The sequence below is a fragment of the Paraburkholderia fungorum genome (genome assembly GCF_046026025.1).
GTDB lineage: Bacteria > Pseudomonadota > Gammaproteobacteria > Burkholderiales > Burkholderiaceae > Paraburkholderia > Paraburkholderia fungorum_E.
The window spans coordinates 1-16,788 of sequence record NZ_JAQQFL010000049.1 but is presented as its reverse complement, the minus strand read 5'-3'; the positions used below and the strand labels follow the sequence as shown (position 1 = coordinate 16,788).

The following is a 16,788-nucleotide window of genomic DNA, read 5'->3' as shown; positions in this document are numbered from 1 at the left end:
CAGCCGTATCGCAAACGCTGCTCGATACGATGAACGGTACGAACAGCGCGAGCAGCAGCACCAAGAGCACGAAGAGCGCGAGCAGTTCCACCAGTTCGACGGGCAGCACCTCGGGCACCTCGGCGACCGATCTGCAGAACACCTTCTTGCAACTGCTCGTCGCGCAGTTGAAGAACCAGGATCCAACCAATCCGATGGACAGTTCGCAGATGACTTCGCAACTGGCCCAGATCAACACGGTGTCGGGTATCAGCCAGTTGAACACGACGCTCACCTCGCTCGCCACGCAGATGTCGGCAGGCCAGCAGTCGCAAGCGGCACTGCTGATCGGCTCGACCGTGCTGGCTCCGGGCAACTCCGTGACGGTCGCGAGCGGCAAGGCCAGCTCGTTCGGCGTGCAACTCGCCAACTCGGTGGGCGATCTGCAGGTCGTCATCAAGAACTCGGCGGGCACGATCGTCAATACGCTCGACCTCGGCAAGCAGTCGGCCGGCACGATTCCGGTGGGCTGGACGCCGACCGACTCGGCTGGCAACACGCTGCCCGACGGCAGCTACACGATCAGCGCGGTCGGCACGATCAATGGCCAGCAAGCCACGGCTACCACGCTCTCGGGTGCGACGGTGCAAAGCGTCGTCATGCAAAGCAGCGGTACGCCGGGCCTCGTGCTGTCGAACGGCACGACCGTGGGCTTGAGCAGCGTCGCGGCCATCCTCTGATTCAGATTCAGTCAGTTACGACTTTCCAGATACGGAGACCGTCATGGGTTACCAACAAGGTTTGAGTGGTTTGTCCGCAGCGTCGAGCGATCTCGACGTGATCGGCAACAACATTGCCAACGCGAATACGACCGGGTTCAAGAGCGGCGCTGCGCAGTTCGCGGACATGTACGCCAATTCGGTGGCGACCGCGGTGAACAACCAGATCGGCATCGGCACCCAACTGTCCGAAGTGCAGCAGCAGTTCTCGCAAGGCACGATCACCAGCACCAACCAGGCGCTCGACGTCGCGATCAACGGCAACGGCTTCTTCCAGCTCTCGAATAACGGCTCGCTGGTGTATTCGCGCAACGGCGTGTTCCAGCTCGACAAGAACGGCAACATCACCAACGCGCAAGGCCTGCAACTGATGGGCTACGCGGCGAACAGCTCGGGCGTCATCAACACCGCGCAAACCGTGCCGCTCAGCGTGCCGACCGCGAACATCGCGCCGCAAGCCACCACCAAGATCGTCGCCGGCCTGAACCTGAACGCGCAGGACCCGCTGATGCTCGGCACGCCAGTTGTGGCGGCAGCTGCCGGCAACAGCGGTGGCCTGAGCACAACTGGCGCTACGATCACGAACACGGCCTCGGGCACGAACAACGACAATTACTCGGTCGCCTTCGACGCCACGACCGCGCCGCCGACGTACAAGGTGACGGACAGCACGCTCGGCACGGTATCCGCCGCCACGCCTTATGCGTCCGGCACAGCGATCCAGCTCGGCAACGGTCAGACCATCACGATCACCGGCACGCCAGCGACCGGCGACAGCTACACCATCAAGCCGACCCCGATCGCGTTCAACCAGAACACCTCGACGACGTACAACTACTCGACCAGCACGACGGTCTACGATTCGCTCGGCGGCTCGCAGACGGTCAACATGTACTTCGCCAAGACTTCGGCCGGCACATGGAACGTGTACGCGGGCACCTCGACCGGCACGGCAAACCTGGTGGGCCAGGCGAACTTCAATTCGTCGGGCACGCTGCTCGGCACGACCCAGGTCGTGACGCCGGTGGCGAATCCGCCCACCTTCACCGCCACCGCCACGCCGTTCGCGTACGCCTTCTCGATCCCGACCACCGACGGTTCGTCGACGCCGCAGAACCTGACGCTGAACATCGCCGGCACGACGCAGTACGGCGGCAAGGACGGCGTGAACTCGCTGCAGCCCGACGGCTACGCGGCCGGCACGCTGACGAGCTTCACGATCGGCTCCGACGGCACGCTGACCGGCAACTACTCGAACCAGCAGACCGCGGCGCTTGGCCAGATCGTGCTGGCGAACTTCTCGAACCAGAACGGGCTCGTGAACCTCGGCAACAACGAATTCCAGCAGACCTCGCAATCGGGCGTCGCGCAGATTTCGTCGCCGGGTTCGACCAACCACGGTGTGCTGCAAGGCGGCGCGCTGGAAAACTCGAACGTCGACCTGACGAGCGAACTGGTGAACCTGATCACCGCGCAACGCAACTATCAAGCGAACGCGCAGACGATCAAGACCCAGCAGACCGTCGACCAGACCCTGATCAACCTGTAAGCGACCGGGACCTCCCATCATGGATCGGCTGATCTACACCGCGATGTCGGGCAGCACGCAAGCGCTCGAGCAGCAGGCTATCGTCGCCAACAACCTGGCGAACGCCTCGACCACCGGCTTTCGCGCACAGCTTGCAACTTTCCGCGCCGTGCCGATGGCGTTCGGCGACGGCAGTTCGATCAACGACAACACCACGCGAACCTTCGTGCTGTCGTCGACGCCGGGCGCCGACTACACGCCGGGGCCGATCCAGCAGACGGGTAACCCGCTCGACGTGGCGATTCAGGGTCCGGGTTGGCTGGCGGTGCAAACCGCCGACGGCAACGAGGCTTATACGCGCGCCGGCAATCTGCACGTCGACGAAAACGGCCAACTGGTGAACGCCATGAACCAGACGGTGCTCGGCAACGGCGGCCCGGTGTCGGTGCCGCCGGGTGCGGAAATCACCATCGGCAAGGACGGTACGGTGTCCGCGCTCACACCAGGCGATCCGCCGACCGCGGTGGTGACGGTCGATCAGTTGAAGCTGGTGAATCCGGATCCGCAAACCATGACGCGCGGCGACGACGGTCTGTTTCGCACCGCCGACGGCAATCCCGCCGACGCCGATCCGGCCGTCACGCTGGCGCCGGCTTCGCTCGAAGGCAGCAACGTGAATCCGGTCGCCGCGATGGTCTCGATGATCACCAACGCGCGCCAGTTCCAGATGCAGACCAAGTTGCTGGAAAACGCGGACAAGAACGATCAGTCCGCCAACCAGCTGCTCAGCTTTAGCTAACGGGTTGTCCCGGGATTGTCCCGACACCTTGGAGAAGAATAGTGAATCGCTCGCTCTACATCGCCGCTACCGGCATGAATGCGCAACAGGCGCAGATGGACGTGATCTCGAACAACCTCGCGAACGTCAGCACCAATGGTTTCAAGGGCTCGCGCGCGGTCTTCGAGGATCTGCTGTATCAGACCATCCGCCAGCCGGGTGCGAACTCGACGCAAAACACCGAACTGCCGTCCGGCATCCAGCTCGGCACAGGTGTGCAGCAGGTCGCGACCGAACGTCTGTACACACAGGGCAACCTGCAGCAGACCGGCAACTCGAAAGACATCGCCATCAACGGCCAGGGCTTTTTCCAGGTGCAGATGCCTGACGGCACGACGGCCTACACGCGTGACGGCTCGTTCCAGACCAACGCCCAGGGCCAGCTCGTCACCTCGAGCGGCTATCAGGTGATTCCGGGCATCACGATTCCGAGCAACGCCACCTCGCTGACCATCGGCAGCGATGGCGTGGTGTCGATCACCGTGGCCGGCTCGACCAACAGTCAGCAGCTCGGCTCGATGCAGCTCGCCACCTTCATCAACCCGGCCGGTCTGGATGCGAAGGGTGAGAACCTGTTCGCGGAAACGGCTTCGTCGGGCGCGCCGAACATCGCACAACCGGGCCTGAACGGCGCGGGCAACCTCAGCCAGGGTTACGTGGAAGCATCGAACGTGAACGTGGTGCAGGAACTGGTGAACATGATCCAGACGCAGCGCGCTTACGAAATCAACAGCAAGGCCGTGACGACTTCCGACCAGATGCTGCAGACCCTCAGCCAGATGCAGGTTTAAGGCTTAGGGATCAGGAATTAACAGTCGGTAATCAAGATGTCGCACTTCTCTCGTCATCCGGTTCATTCGCGCACCGCTCAGGCTCTCGTGCAGCTCACGCTGCTCGCGACGCTGGGCGGCTGCGGTCTCGTGCCGAAGCAGCCGATCACGCAGCAGCCGATGACGGCCCTGCCGCCGATGCCGCCGCAAGCGCAATCGCCTGGCTCGATCTACAACCCGGGCTACGCGGGCCGGCCGTTGTTCGAAGACCAGCGGCCGCGCAATGTGGGCGACATCCTGACGATCGTGATTCAGGAAAACGTCAACGCGACGAAGTCGTCGGGCGCGAACGCGAATCGCTCGGGGAGCACCAACTTCAACGTGCCGACCGCGGGCTTCCTCGGCGGCCTGTTCGGCAAGACCAATCTCAGCGCCACCGGCGCGAATGTGTTCAACGGTACCGGCGGCGCCAACGCGTCGAATACGTTTAACGGCACGATCACGGTGACGGTGACCGGCGTGCTGCCGAACGGCAATCTGATGGTGAGCGGCGAGAAGCAGATGCTGATCAACCAGGGCGATGAATTCGTGCGCTTCTCCGGCGTGGTGAATCCGAACACGATTTCCAACCTGAATGCCGTGTACTCGACCCAGGTGGCCGACGCGAAGATCGAATACTCAGCGAAGGGCTATCTCAACGAGGCCGAGAACATGGGCTGGTTGCAGCGCTTCTTCCTTAACGTGTCGCCGTGGTGATCATGCGTACCGTCTTTTCCCGCCTTGGCCGCGCGTTCGCTCTCGTTGCGCTTGCCTGCGCCGCGCTGCCGGCCGCCACGCCCGCGCACGCCGAGCGTCTGAAGGACCTCGTGCAGATTCAGGGCGTGCGTGACAACCCGCTGATCGGCTACGGCCTCGTCGTCGGTCTCGACGGCACGGGCGACCAGACCACGCAGACGCCGTTCACCACCCAAACGCTCGCCAACATGCTGGCGAACCTCGGCATCTCGATCAACAACCAGGCGGCGGGTTCGACCAACCAGCAATCGTCGCTGTCGAACATCCAGTTGAAGAACGTCGCCGCGGTGATGGTAACGGCGGTGCTGCCGCCGTTCGCGCGTCCGGGCGAAGCCATCGACGTGACGGTGTCGTCGCTTGGCAACTCGAAAAGCCTGCGCGGCGGCACGCTGCTGCTCACGCCGTTGAAGGGCGCGGACGGCCAGGTGTATGCGCTCGGCCAGGGCAATCTGGCGGTCGGCGGCGCCGGCGCGAGCGCGAACGGCAGCAAGGTGCAGGTGAACACGCTCAATGCGGGCCGCATTGCCGGCGGGGCCATCGTCGAACGCGCGGTGCCGACCTCGGTATCGCAGGCGGGCACGATGCAACTCGACCTGAACGAGATGGACTACGACACCACGCAACGCGTCGTGGCCGCGGTGAACAATGCATTCGGCAGCGGCACGGCCACGGCGCTCGACGGCCGCACGGTTCAACTGCGCGCACCGTCCGATCCGGAGCAGCAGGTCGCCTTCATGGCGCAATTGCAGAACCTCGACGTCAAGCCGGCGCAAGCCGCGGCGAAGGTGATCCTGAACGCACGCACCGGTTCGATCGTGATGAACCAGATGGTCACGCTGCAAAACTGCGCGGTGGCCCACGGCAATCTGTCGGTGGTGATCAATACGCAGCCGGTGGTGAGTCAGCCCGGCGCGTTCTCGAACGGCCAGACGGTGGTGGCCAAGCAGTCGCAGATTCAGATGAAGCAGGACAACGGCGCACTGAAGATGGTGACCGCCGGCGCCAACCTCGCCGAAGTGGTGAAGGCGCTCAACGCACTCGGTGCCACGCCCGCGGATCTGATGTCGATCCTGCAGGCCATGAAAGCGGCGGGCGCTCTGCGCGCCGACCTTGAAATCATCTAAGGAAGACACAGGATGAATTCGGATACGACCAACTCCGCCAATATGGCGAACGACCTGACCCAGCGCTTCGCGCTCGACGTGCAGGGCTTCGGCAAATTGAGCGCGCAGGCCAAGGCTTCGCCGCAGGCCGGCATGAAGATGGCCGCGCAGCAGTTCGACGCGGTGTTCACGCAGATGATGTTGAAGAGCATGCGCGATGCGACGCCGCAGGACGGTCCGTTCGATTCGCACGATAGCGCCACCTTCACGTCGATGATGGATCAGCAGTTGTCGCAACAGCTTTCGCAGAAGGGCATCGGCGTGGCTGACGCGATGCTCAAGCAGATGATGCGCAATCAGGGTATCCAGACAGGCGGCAGCGGCGCGGGCGGTGGTCTCGCCGGCATGGCCAATGCGTTGGGCGGCGGCAGCGGCGGCGACGAAGGCCAGACCGCGGCGCTGAACGCGCTCGCCAAGGCCTACGGCAATGCGCAGGCCAACGGCCAGTTGGCGATGGGCAAGGGCTACTCGGCCAACAGCGCGCTGACGCCGCCGCTCAAGGGCGATGGCAGCTCGCCGAAGGTCGATGCCTTCGTCGACAAACTGGCCGAGCCGGCGCAAGCGGCCAGCGCCGCGACCGGTATTCCGGCGCGCTTCATCATCGGCCAGGCCGCGCTCGAATCGGGCTGGGGCAAGAGCGAGATCAAGAAGTCGGACGGCTCGACCAGCCACAACGTGTTCGGCATCAAGGCGACCAAGGACTGGACCGGCAAGACCGTCTCGACGGTCACGACCGAGTATGTAAACGGCAAGCCGCAGCGCAAGGTTGAAAAATTCCGTGCGTACGACTCGTATCAGGAAGCGATGTCCGACTACGTGGGCCTGCTCAAGGGCAACCCGCGTTACGCGCAGGTGATCAATTCCGCGCATGATGTGAATGGCTTTGCCAATGGCATGCAGCGCGCGGGTTACGCAACCGATCCGCATTACGCGAAGAAACTGATGTCCATCATGCAGAAAATGGGCTGAGCTGCCGTTAATACGGCGGTGCGGTTGCAAAGGATGCGCAGCCAATCAGTTTATGCAGTCTGATTTTCTCGAATAAAGTATGCACGCGACGGGGCCAGGTGCATAACAAGACGGACGAGGCCGGCCGCCCAGGGGCGGCCGGTCCACCCGCATAAGCGACGGGATTACCGACGATTGCCATGATTTCCAATGAGCGCCGCCGCTTGCCGGCTGGTTTCGATGCACCCGGATTCAGCTGATCGAATATCGGCGTTCTAACGTTTGTGGCAAATATTTCATTACACGCCCTAAATTTTGGCTGAATGCTGCCGCTAATCAGTTAGACCCGATACCGGAAAGCGTTGTAATGTCCGGTTGAATGCGCGTGCTGCGGCTTCGACGAAGACCGCGCGAAAGCCCCGGCAGGAGCCCTGGCACGCGCCCGCAAGAACATGCATACCGGCAAGCCCATGGATACTAACCAGTCGTACGGCCAGACCGACGCACCCGGCCAGTCGCACGCTCAGCTAGACGAAAACACCCCCGATTTCGGCCGCCGCAATCCGCTGGAGATCGGCGTTCAGTTGCGCAACCTCGTCAATCGAGGCGATTTCCTCACCGTCGAGTATGCGGGCGGGCAACTCGTGACGCGCCTGCTCGAGGTCGACGTGCGCGGGCGCACCTTCACGTTCGATTGGGGCGCGCTCTCCGAGCAGAACAAAGGCTTGCTGGGCGCACCGCGCTGCCAGTTCCATGCATCGCCCGACGGTGTGCGCGTCGAGTTCGGGACCGCCACGCCGCGCGAAACCCGCTACGAAGGACTGCCCGCATTCGAGGCCGACTTCCCCGAAGTCCTGTTCTACGTGCAGCGCCGCGAGTATTTCCGCGTCGATGCGCCGATTCTCGAACCGTACGTGTGCAGCGGCCGGTTGCCCGAAGGCGACACGTTCCGTTTCGAGGTGCATGACCTGTCGCTCGGCGGCGTCGGCATGCGCACCGCGGATGAACGCGTGGCCGAATTGCCGATGGGTGTGCAGTTGCAGGATTGCGAACTGTCGCTCGGTGGGTTCGGCCGGCTTTCGCTCGATCTGCAACTGGTGTCGCACCGTTCCACCGCGTTGCCGAACGGCACCCAGCGCTATCAACTTGGTTTCCGTTTTCTGACGCTGCCGGGCAGCGCCGAAAACACGCTGCAACGTCTGATCACGCAACTCGAAATGAAGCGCCGTTCATTGGTGCGCTGATGCGGGACGACCCTCAATTTTTCTTCGTGAGGGCCGTTAAACAGGATGTTCAAGTAACGCGGCGGCAAGCGGTCGGTGTCGCCCTTCAGGATGACGCATGTCGAGCAACCTCATCAATCTCGGACTCAGTGGACTGAACGCAGCCCAGTGGGGACTTACGACGACCGGCCAGAACATCAGCAACGCGTCGACGCCGGGCTACACGATCGAAACCCCGGTCTACGCGGAAAGCGCCGGCCAGTACACGGGTTCCGGCTATCTGCCGCAAGGTGTCTCGACCGTCACCGTGACGCGCCAGTACAGCCAGTATCTGACCACTCAGTTGAACAACGCGCAGAGTTCGGGCGGCTCGCTGTCGACGTACAACACACTGATCTCGCAGCTGAATAATCTGGTCGGCAGCCCGACCGCCGGCATCGCGAGCGCGATCACCAGCTATTTCACCGGTCTGCAGAACGTCTCGAACAACGCCTCCAGTCTGGCCACCCGCCAGACCGCGATGAGCGGCGCGCAGACGCTCGTGAACCAGATTAATGCCGCCGGCCAGCAATACGACGCGCTGCGCCAGAGCGTCAACACGCAGCTCGGCAACACCGTTTCGCAGATCAATAGCTATACGCAGCAGATCGCGCAATTGAACGGCCAGATTTCCCAGGCCAGCACGCAAGGGCAGCCGCCGAACCAGTTGATGGATCAGCGCGATCTCGCCGTCTCGAACCTGTCGCAACTGATCGGCGTGAACGTCGTGAACAGCAACGGCAGCTATAGCGTGTTCATGAGCAACGGCCAGCCGCTGGTGTCCTCCACCAATAGCTACAACCTGGGCACAGCGCCTTCGACGGGCGATACCAGCGAATTGTCGGTGCAGTATCTCGGCCAGGCCGGTGCAAACCCGGCTGCCGCGCCGCAAAACCTGCCCGACAGCAAAGTGACCGGCGGTACACTGGGCGGTCTGCTCGCGTTCCGCAGCCAGACGCTCGATCCGGCCGAAGCACAGCTTGGCGCGATTGCGGTGAGCTTCGCCTCGCAGGTCAACGCGCAGAACAGCCTCGGCATTACGCTCGCCGGCACCCAGGGCGGCGCGCTGTTCTCGGTGGGCGGCCCGACCGTCTACGCGAACACGCAGAATACCGGCAACGCGCAGTTGAACGTCTCGTTCGCGAATCCCGCGCAACCGACCACCGGCGATTACACGCTGGCCTTCAACGGCACCACCTACACGCTGACCGACAATTCGACCGGCAACGTGGTGGGCTCGGCGACCAATCTGACCCAGCCGATCAACGGACTGAATTTCTCGACCACCGGCGCGATGAAGGCCGGCGACTCGTTCACGGTTGAACCGACCCGCGGCGCGCTGAACAGCTTCAACAGCGCGACCGCGGACCCGTCGGCGATCGCCGCCGCCGCACCGGTGCTCGGCTCCGCGACCGCGAGCAACACCGGCACCGGCACGATCACGCAAGGCACGGTGACGGCCGGTTACACGATGCCGAACGCGACCACCACGCTGTCGTACAACGGCACCGGCCTGACCGGTTTCCCGGCCGGCTCGACAGTCACGGTGACGGCCGGCACGCCGCCGACCACCAACACCTACAACACCACCACGACGCCGGTCATTCCGTATTCGTCGACCACCGGCGCGACGTTGACCATCAACAACGCGGCGGCCGGCAGCATGAACGGCGTGTCGGTGACGATCAGCGGCGCACCGGCCAGCGGTGACACGTTCACCATTGGCCCGAACACCGGCGCGAGCAACGACGGCCGCAATGCACTGGCGCTGTCGAACCTGTCCGGCGCGAAGGCCATGGCCGGCGGCACGGTCACGCTGACGGGCGCGTACGCGAACTACGTCAACCAGATCGGCAACCAGACCAACCAGATTCAGACGTCGAGCACGGCGCAGACCGCGCTGGTGACGCAGATCACCACCGCGCAGCAGTCGGTCTCGGGCGTGAACATCAACGAAGAAGCAGCCAACCTGCTTCAGTATCAGCAGCTGTATCAGGCGAACAGCAAGGTCATCCAGACCGCGCAGACCCTGTTCCAGACGCTACTCGGCATATTCCAGTGAGGCGTTGAACATGCGTATCTCCAGCATGCAGTACTTCAACATGAACGTTTCGACGATGAGCAATCAGCAGGCTCAACTGTCGCAACTGTACGCACAGATCTCGAGCGGCGTGAGCCTCTCCACGCCATCGGACAATCCGCTCGGCGCCGCGCAGGCGGTGCAGTTGAGCTCGACGGCGGCGAACCTGGCGCAGTACACGACCAACCAGACTGTGGCGCTCTCTTCGCTGCAACAGGAAGATTCGACGCTCGGCAGCGTCAATACGGTGTTGCAGAGCATTCACACGCTGGTGCTACGCGCCGGCGACGGTTCGCTGAACGACGGCGACCGCGGTTCGCTCGCGACGCAATTGCAGAGCTTGCGCAGCCAGTTGGTAACGCTTGCCAATTCGACCGACCCGCAGGGCAACGCCTTGTTCGGCGGGTATCAAAGCACTGCGCAGCCGTACACCACCAACTCGGCCGGCGCGGTGACCTATTCGGGCGATACCGGCACGCCTGCCATGCAGATCACGCCCACGCACACCATTCAGACCGGTGACAACGGGATCGCGATCTTCAACAGCGTGGCCGCGATCGGCACCAGCTCGGTGCCGGCCGCGACGACCGGCAACTCGGGTACGGGCGTGATCAGCACTGTCAGCATGACGAACCCGACCAACCCGGCCAATGCGAACAAGTACAGTATTGCCTTCACGTCGGCGACCACCTACACGGTGACTCAAACCACGCCGTCCGGCGCGGTGACCACGGGTGGACCGCAACCGTTCACGGCCGGCTCGGCGATCACGCTTGGCGGCCAGACGGTGAACATCACCGGCGCGCCGAACGCGGGCGACAGTTTCACGGTGACCCCGGCCACGCAAGCCAGCACGGATGTGTTCGCCAACCTGAGCCAGTTGATTACCACGTTGCAAACGCCGGTATCGGGCGGCGCCTCGACGGCCAGCTACCAGAGCGCGCTGACCACCAGCATGACCCAGCTCGAAAACACGATGAACAACGTCGTGACGGCACAAGCGGCGGTGGGCGGCCGCGAGCAGGAAGTGCAGGCATTGCAGACGGTCACGCAGACCAACACGCTGCAGACGGCGAGCAACCTGGCGGATCTGACCCAAACGGACATGGTCAAGACGATCGGCCAATACACGATGGCGCAAAACGCGCTGCAGGCGGCGCAGCAGGCGTTCGTGAAAATTCAGAGCGTTTCGCTGTTCCAGTACCTGAACTGAGCGGGACAGTAGTCTGAAACAGGAAAGGGCGGAAGCCGGTGTGAGCCGGTTCCGCCCTTTGTGTTTTCCGCGTTACTTCAACCCGGCCGCCACCCGTCCCATCTGATCGATACCGACGTCGAAGAGGCGCATGAAGAATGGAATCATGTTCGGGATCATCAGTTGCAGAAGGAGCATGCCGATCAGCATCGTCAGCGGAAAGCCGATCTGGAACACGCCGATTTGCGGTGCGGCGCGGTTCAGGATACCGAGCGCGAGGTTGGTGATCAGCAGTGCGACGACCACCGGCAGTGACAGCAGCAGTCCCGCCGAAAACACCGTGCTGCCGAAATTCGCCAGAGTGCGCCAGCCGGTTGCGCCCAGGATGTTCGCCGACACCGGCACGGACTGGAAGGTGGCCAGTAGCGCGCTGATCATCTGCAGATGGCCGTCGATCACCAGAAACACCAGCATGGCGATGGTGTTCATGTAACTCGACAGCACCTGGCTCGAACTGCTCGCCTGCGCGTCGAAGAATGTTGCGAAGCCGAGGCCCATGCCGAGTCCGACGAAATCGCCGGTGGCGCTGATCGCCTGAAACACGATCTGCATCGTCATGCCGAGCGCAATGCCGATCAGGAACTGGTTGACGATGATCCACACGCCTTCGGCGGAAAACACCGTGACCTGCGGCAGCGCGCCGAGCGTGGGCGCGACGATGATCGTGATGAAAGCCGCGAGGCCAATCTTCACGCGCGTGGGCAGCGAGCGGTGGCCGAGCACCGGCGCGGTCGCCACCAGCGCGAGAATCCGCACGAACGGCCACAGGAACGCCGTGAGCCAGGCGTTCAGTTGGGCGTAGGTGACGGAAAACATGGCGGAAGGGGAGGAGGCAAGCGCCGGGCGAAGGCCTGGGCCGCGCTCAGTTGACCAGTGACGGGATGTTGGTGAGCGTCTGGCGCAGATAGTCGAGCATGGTCGTCAACATCCACGGACCGGCGATCACCATCGTAATCGCGATCGCGAGCAACTTCGGAATGAACGACAGCGTGGTTTCGTTGATCTGCGTGGCAGCCTGAAACAGGCTCACCACCAGACCGACCACCAGCGCGACCAGCAGCAACGGCGCGGCGAGCAGCAGGCCGACATACATGGCCTGGTGCGCGAGCGTCATGACGGATTCTTGATTCATGGCGATTTCGATGCGCAAGCGTGAGGGGTTGAGTGACGCAGCCGGGTGGCGCAACTAAGTGATGTACCTAAGCGAACCGGCTAAACAAAGCTCTGCGCGAGCGAGCCGAGCAGCAATTGCCAACCGTCGACCAGCACGAACAACATCAGTTTGAACGGCAGCGAGATCGTGGCGGGCGACACCATCATCATCCCCATCGACATCAGCACGCTCGCCACCACCATGTCGATGATCAGGAACGGGATGAAAATCGTGAAGCCGATCTGGAAGCCCGTTTTCAGTTCGCTCGTCACGAACGACGGCACCAGCAGCGACAGCGGCACGTCTTCCGGGCCTTGCATCGGCGCTGCGTGCGAGATACGGGCGAACAACGCGAGATCGCTTTCGCGAGTCTGGCGCAGCATGAATGTCTTGAACGGCGCGAGGCCGCGGTTGACGGCGGTCTCCATCGGCATCGAGCCTTCGGAGAAAGGTTTGTAGCCGTCGTTATAGGCTTTGTCGAGCACCGGCGACATCACGAACAGCGTGAGGAACAGCGCGAGACCGACCAGCACCTGGTTCGGCGGCGTGGTGGTCGTGCCGAGCGCCTGACGCAGCAGCGACAACACGATGATGATGCGCGTGAAGCTCGTCATCATCAGCACCATCGCCGGCAGGAACGACAGCATCGTGAGCAGCAGCATCGTCTGCACGCTCAGCGAATAGGTCGTGCCGCCGTTGGGGCCCGGGCTCGTATTGAAGGCCGGCAAGCCGGCGGCTTGTGCGAACGACAGCGTCGGCAGTGCGAGCATCAGCGCCGGCAACGCGACCGGCGCGACGCGGCGCAGAACGGCAACGACTTTCGAGGCGGCGCAAGACATGCGAGTGGTGTGCGCTCGACGATCCGATTGCACGGGTCGCACTGATTGAAGACTGAACTGCATTACCGATCCCCGTTGCCTTGCCCACTGAAACGTTTGCCTACTTCGCCGCGCAAAGCGTCGCGAAAGCGTTGGCCGAAGGTGCCGGGCAACGCGGTGTCTTTATCCGACGCACCCGAGCCACCCGAAACATCAGGCCCACCGGGTGTAGCCGCTTGCGCGCCTGCGACGGAATCGAACGCGGCTGAGCCGGCGGGCATCGTGTGCAGCAGACGCACATTGCCGGGTGCCGTGCCGAGCACGAGCCACGTGTCGCCGATCTCCACTACCGCGACCCGCTCCTTGCCGCCGAGCGAGGCGCCGCCGATCGTCTTCACGAGGCCGGCGCGATTGGCCGGCTGCAAGCCGAAGCGCCGTGCGAGCCATGCGCAGGCGAATACCAGACCGATCACCACCAGCAAGCCGACGATGGTCTGCAACACCGCGCCCACGCCGAGCGCCGGAACGGCCGTGCCGGCACCGACACCCGACGCGATGTTCGCGGCGATGTTCGCGGCGTTGTTGACCGCGTTCATGTCGGCTGCGTGCGCGGCCGATGAGGCGAAGCTCACCACGGCGACCAGTGCGAACGCCCATGCCGAAGTGGCGGCTGACGTTGTTGCCATTGCGGTCGCTGCTGCTGGCGCTGCGGGCATAGCGCGATTGAAAACATGGCGCGACGCATGCAGCATGGCGCGACCGGCAACGCGTTTCATCGATTGAGTTTCCGGATGCGTTCGGACGGCGTGATGATGTCCGTCAGACGGATACCGAACTTGTCGTTCACGACCACCACTTCGCCCTGGGCGATCAGGCAGCCGTTGACCAGCACGTCCATCGGTTCACCTGCCATGCCGTCCAGCTCCACGACCGAGCCCTGCGCGAGTTGCAGCAGGTTGCGAATCGCGATCTTGGTGCGGCCGAGCTCGACGGTCATCTGAACGGGAATGTCCAGGATCATGTCGATGTCGTTGCGCGTCGAGGTCGGCTCGACCTTCGAGAGCGGCTGGAACACACCAGCGGTGGTCGCGCTGACTTCCGTATTGTCGTTCTGCTCGGCCAGCGCGCTGGCCCAGTCGGCCATCGCCGCGTCGTCTTCGGCGCTGGCTGCGTCGGCGGCCAGTTGCGCCTCGCTGGCGGCCAGTTCGGCCTCAGTCTTTGCGTTCAGGTCACTCATATCCACCATCCTTCATCGTGTCGGCTGCGCTGATCATTTTCTGGACCCGCAACGCGTACTGACTATTGAAAATTCCGTAACCGCACTCCATCACCGGCACGCCATCGACTTTCGCCGTGATGTGTTCGGGGATGTTGATCGGCAGAACATCGCCCTTGCGCATATTCAGGATCTGTTCGAACGTGACCGGCACCTGGGCCAGGTCGGCGGTCAGCTCCACTTCCGCTGCCTGCACCTGTTGCGACAGGACGCGGACCCAGCGGCGGTCGACTTCCAGCGCCTCGCCCTGGATCGGCGACGAGAGAATGTCGCGGATCGGTTCGATCATCGAATACGGCATGCAGATGTGCAGCGTGCCGCCTGTCGTGCCGAACTCGATCGAGAACTGCGTGACGATGACGATTTCGTTCGGTGTCGCCACGTTGGCGAACTGCGTGTGCATTTCCGAGCGCACGAATTCGAACTGCAGCGGGCGCACGCTTTTCCACGACGCCGCGTAGTGCTCGAACGTGAGATTGAGCAGCTTCATGATGATGCGCTGCTCGGTTGCCGTGAAATCGCGGCCTTCGACGCGGGTATGGAAGCGCCCGTCGCCGCCGAACAGGTTGTCGACCACGAAGAACACCAGATTCGGGTCGAACACGAACAGCGACGTACCGCGCAACGGCTTGATGTGGACCAGGTTCAGGTTGGTCGGGATCGGCAGGTTGCGGGTGAATTCGCTGTACTTCACCACCTTCACCGGTCCGACGGAGATTTCCGCCGAGCGCCGCATGAAGTTGAAGATACCGACGCGCAACAGACGCGCGAAGCGGTCGTTGATGATTTCGAGGCCGGGCATCCGGCCGCGGACGATGCGTTCCTGCGTCGCGATGTTGTACGGGCGTACGCCTGCACGGTCGGTCTGCTCGGTTTCCGAGTCGGACTCACCGGTGACGCCCTTGAGGAGGGCATCGACCTCCTCCTGGGACATGAACTCTTCGTGGCCCATTCCTTATTCCTCGTGCGTCCGGCGGTTAATGATGGCGGCGTGAAGGAGGCTCACTGCACGACGAATTCGGTGAACAGCACGTCCTGGACACGGATTGGCGCGACGCCCTTATCGGTCGGCTCTTCGATCAGCGTCCGGAGTTCGGTGGCCAGTGCGCGTTTGCCTTCTAGCGGCGCGAGGTCTTCCGGGTGTTTGTTCGACAGGGCGAGGAGGATGCGGCTGCGCACTTCCGGCATATGGTCGGTGAGTTCCTGCTGGGTTTTCGCGTCGTTGAGCTTGAGCGTCAGACCGATACGCAGGAAGTGTTGCTGACCGTCGTCCGATTGCAGATTGACGGTCATTGATTCGAGCGGGAAGAACAGCGGCACGGGGAGTGGCGCGGGTGCGCTGACGGTATCCGCTGACGCGGGGGCCGGGGCGCGTTTGGACATGAAGAACCACACACCCGCGCCGGCAGCGCCTGCGGCGATGATCGCGATGAGGACGATCAGGATGATGCGCTTCAAGGGGCCCGGGGAAGCGGGCGCGACTTGCTGGTTTGCGGTCGTGGTTGCCATGAGGTTTGCTTTGCTTGCCTTTATTGCTGGTGAGGGTGATTGTTGTTGATTTGCCTGCGGCGCGATGGGTCGAAAAGAAGGGTTATTGAGGGCTATCTCTGGTTTTTGCCCATTTGGGCGGGGGGCGCCTGGCGGCGCGGGTTGGTTTGGGATTGGTTTTTGTTTTTGCTTTTTGCAGCGCTTGTTGTCTGTGCGCTTATGGGCGTGGCCTTTTCTTGCTCTGATTGCTTTGGCCTTTCCTTGCTTTCTTATCGGTTTATTAGCGTTCCCCCTGTGCGGGGGGGCACTTACTTTCTTTGCCGCCGCAAAGAAAGATAAGCAAAGAAAGCGGCTCACACCGCCAGCACATAAGCGGGTCCCTCGCGCAGCCACGATAGTGGTGCATCTGGAATCTGTGTCCTCGCGCCTTTTACGTACGTGACAAAGGGCTCATCCGTTCCCACTCCGCACTGCGTGCGTCGCGGACGGGTTTGCCGGGGAAACCGGGGGAGTGAAAACTGACGGGTGGCTTCATGAAGGACCGCTCGGCGCGCGCAGCGCCGCCGGAAGAATGACTGCTGTGTCACCAGGGCTAAATGTGCGAGAGCACGGATTCCAGATGCACCACTACCGTGGCTGCGCGGGGGACCCGCTTAAGA

At 62.9% G+C, this 16,788-nt stretch carries 17 protein-coding genes; 10 read left to right on the top strand and 7 right to left on the bottom strand.

The window, feature by feature from the left end; all coding sequences use genetic code 11:
- The first annotated feature begins 29 nt into the window (after positions 1-29).
- The 10 genes from PQR67_RS35190 (at position 30) to flgL (ending at position 11,355) form a co-directional block, all read left to right on the top strand.
- Positions 30-719 carry a flagellar hook assembly protein FlgD gene (locus tag PQR67_RS35190; protein ID WP_408467433.1) on the top strand — a complete coding sequence of 230 codons (690 nt, stop codon included), beginning with the start codon at positions 30-32 and terminating at the stop codon, positions 717-719.
- Between the two features lie 43 nt (positions 720-762).
- Positions 763-2,307, top strand: coding sequence for a flagellar hook-basal body complex protein (locus PQR67_RS35185; protein WP_408467400.1), 1,545 nt, complete (start codon positions 763-765; stop codon positions 2,305-2,307).
- Between the two features lie 19 nt (positions 2,308-2,326).
- Entirely contained in the window at positions 2,327-3,085 is a 759-nt protein-coding gene (gene flgF / locus PQR67_RS35180; RefSeq protein WP_408467399.1) for a flagellar basal-body rod protein FlgF, read from the top strand.
- Between the two features lie 41 nt (positions 3,086-3,126).
- Positions 3,127-3,915, top strand: a complete 789-nt coding sequence (flgG, locus tag PQR67_RS35175; protein WP_028198511.1) for a flagellar basal-body rod protein FlgG — start codon at positions 3,127-3,129, stop codon at positions 3,913-3,915.
- A 36-nt stretch (positions 3,916-3,951) separates the two neighbouring features.
- Complete coding sequence (flgH, locus tag PQR67_RS35170; RefSeq protein WP_408467398.1) at positions 3,952-4,650, top strand: flagellar basal body L-ring protein FlgH; 699 nt, start codon at positions 3,952-3,954, stop codon at positions 4,648-4,650.
- 2 nt (positions 4,651-4,652) lie between these two features.
- On the top strand, positions 4,653-5,813 hold the full coding sequence (locus PQR67_RS35165; protein ID WP_408467397.1) for a flagellar basal body P-ring protein FlgI: 1,161 nt from the start codon (positions 4,653-4,655) through the stop codon (positions 5,811-5,813).
- 12 nt (positions 5,814-5,825) lie between these two features.
- The gene (gene flgJ, locus PQR67_RS35160; RefSeq protein WP_408467396.1) at positions 5,826-6,821 is read left to right on the top strand and encodes a flagellar assembly peptidoglycan hydrolase FlgJ; all 996 of its coding nucleotides are present in this window, start codon (positions 5,826-5,828) and stop codon (positions 6,819-6,821) included.
- Between the two features lie 449 nt (positions 6,822-7,270).
- Positions 7,271-8,044: a flagellar brake protein gene (locus PQR67_RS35155; RefSeq protein WP_408467395.1), complete on the top strand. Its 774-nt coding sequence runs from the start codon at positions 7,271-7,273 to the stop codon at positions 8,042-8,044.
- A gap of 97 nt (positions 8,045-8,141) precedes the next feature.
- Positions 8,142-10,124, top strand: a complete 1,983-nt coding sequence (gene flgK, locus PQR67_RS35150; protein ID WP_408467394.1) for a flagellar hook-associated protein FlgK — start codon at positions 8,142-8,144, stop codon at positions 10,122-10,124.
- 10 nt (positions 10,125-10,134) lie between these two features.
- On the top strand, positions 10,135-11,355 hold the full coding sequence (gene flgL / locus PQR67_RS35145; RefSeq protein ID WP_408467393.1) for a flagellar hook-associated protein FlgL: 1,221 nt from the start codon (positions 10,135-10,137) through the stop codon (positions 11,353-11,355).
- Between the two features lie 72 nt (positions 11,356-11,427).
- Here the strand turns inward: flgL and fliR are convergent, their stop codons facing one another.
- The 7 genes from fliR to fliL all read right to left on the bottom strand — a co-directional run bounded on the left by fliR (position 11,428) and on the right by fliL (position 16,150).
- Positions 11,428-12,210 carry a flagellar biosynthetic protein FliR gene (gene fliR / locus PQR67_RS35140; protein ID WP_408467392.1) on the bottom strand — a complete coding sequence of 261 codons (783 nt, stop codon included), beginning with the start codon at positions 12,208-12,210 and terminating at the stop codon, positions 11,428-11,430.
- 46 nt (positions 12,211-12,256) lie between these two features.
- On the bottom strand, positions 12,257-12,526 hold the full coding sequence (gene fliQ, locus PQR67_RS35135) for a flagellar biosynthesis protein FliQ (RefSeq protein WP_028198519.1): 270 nt from the start codon (positions 12,524-12,526) through the stop codon (positions 12,257-12,259).
- 80 nt (positions 12,527-12,606) lie between these two features.
- On the bottom strand, positions 12,607-13,449 hold the full coding sequence (gene fliP / locus PQR67_RS35130; RefSeq protein ID WP_408467390.1) for a flagellar type III secretion system pore protein FliP: 843 nt from the start codon (positions 13,447-13,449) through the stop codon (positions 12,607-12,609).
- The gene (fliO, locus tag PQR67_RS35125; RefSeq protein ID WP_408467389.1) at positions 13,449-14,141 is read right to left on the bottom strand and encodes a flagellar biosynthetic protein FliO; all 693 of its coding nucleotides are present in this window, start codon (positions 14,139-14,141) and stop codon (positions 13,449-13,451) included. The genes fliP and fliO overlap by 1 nt, the downstream gene beginning before the upstream one ends.
- Positions 14,138-14,602, bottom strand: coding sequence for a flagellar motor switch protein FliN (fliN, locus tag PQR67_RS35120; RefSeq protein ID WP_408467388.1), 465 nt, complete (start codon positions 14,600-14,602; stop codon positions 14,138-14,140). Before fliN ends, fliO begins: the two co-directional genes overlap by 4 nt.
- A complete protein-coding gene (gene fliM / locus PQR67_RS35115) occupies positions 14,595-15,593 on the bottom strand; it encodes a flagellar motor switch protein FliM (RefSeq protein WP_408467387.1) in 999 nt (332 codons plus the stop codon). The genes fliN and fliM overlap by 8 nt, the downstream gene beginning before the upstream one ends.
- Positions 15,594-15,643: 50 nt before the next feature.
- The gene (gene fliL, locus PQR67_RS35110; RefSeq protein ID WP_408467386.1) at positions 15,644-16,150 is read right to left on the bottom strand and encodes a flagellar basal body-associated protein FliL; all 507 of its coding nucleotides are present in this window, start codon (positions 16,148-16,150) and stop codon (positions 15,644-15,646) included.
- Positions 16,151-16,788 lie beyond the last annotated feature (638 nt).

Bases quoted from the DNA above. Each gene is read 5' to 3' on its own strand.
- flgK (WP_408467394.1), top strand. From the start codon at position 8,142: ATGTCGAGCAACCTCATCAATCTCGGACTCAGTGGACTGAACGCAGCC.
- flgJ (WP_408467396.1), top strand. From the start codon at position 5,826: ATGAATTCGGATACGACCAACTCCGCCAATATGGCGAACGACCTGACC.
- flgH (WP_408467398.1), top strand. From the start codon at position 3,952: ATGTCGCACTTCTCTCGTCATCCGGTTCATTCGCGCACCGCTCAGGCT.
- flgL (WP_408467393.1), top strand. From the start codon at position 10,135: ATGCGTATCTCCAGCATGCAGTACTTCAACATGAACGTTTCGACGATG.
- flgF (WP_408467399.1), top strand. From the start codon at position 2,327: ATGGATCGGCTGATCTACACCGCGATGTCGGGCAGCACGCAAGCGCTC.
- fliM (WP_408467387.1), bottom strand. From the start codon at position 15,593: ATGGGCCACGAAGAGTTCATGTCCCAGGAGGAGGTCGATGCCCTCCTC.
- fliQ (WP_028198519.1), bottom strand. From the start codon at position 12,526: ATGAATCAAGAATCCGTCATGACGCTCGCGCACCAGGCCATGTATGTC.
- PQR67_RS35155 (WP_408467395.1), top strand. From the start codon at position 7,271: ATGGATACTAACCAGTCGTACGGCCAGACCGACGCACCCGGCCAGTCG.
- fliN (WP_408467388.1), bottom strand. From the start codon at position 14,602: ATGAGTGACCTGAACGCAAAGACTGAGGCCGAACTGGCCGCCAGCGAG.
- PQR67_RS35165 (WP_408467397.1), top strand. From the start codon at position 4,653: ATGCGTACCGTCTTTTCCCGCCTTGGCCGCGCGTTCGCTCTCGTTGCG.
- fliO (WP_408467389.1), bottom strand. From the start codon at position 14,141: ATGAAACGCGTTGCCGGTCGCGCCATGCTGCATGCGTCGCGCCATGTT.
- fliP (WP_408467390.1), bottom strand. From the start codon at position 13,449: ATGCAGTTCAGTCTTCAATCAGTGCGACCCGTGCAATCGGATCGTCGA.
- PQR67_RS35185 (WP_408467400.1), top strand. From the start codon at position 763: ATGGGTTACCAACAAGGTTTGAGTGGTTTGTCCGCAGCGTCGAGCGAT.
- PQR67_RS35190 (WP_408467433.1), top strand. From the start codon at position 30: ATGAACGGTACGAACAGCGCGAGCAGCAGCACCAAGAGCACGAAGAGC.
- fliL (WP_408467386.1), bottom strand. From the start codon at position 16,150: ATGGCAACCACGACCGCAAACCAGCAAGTCGCGCCCGCTTCCCCGGGC.
- fliR (WP_408467392.1), bottom strand. From the start codon at position 12,210: ATGTTTTCCGTCACCTACGCCCAACTGAACGCCTGGCTCACGGCGTTC.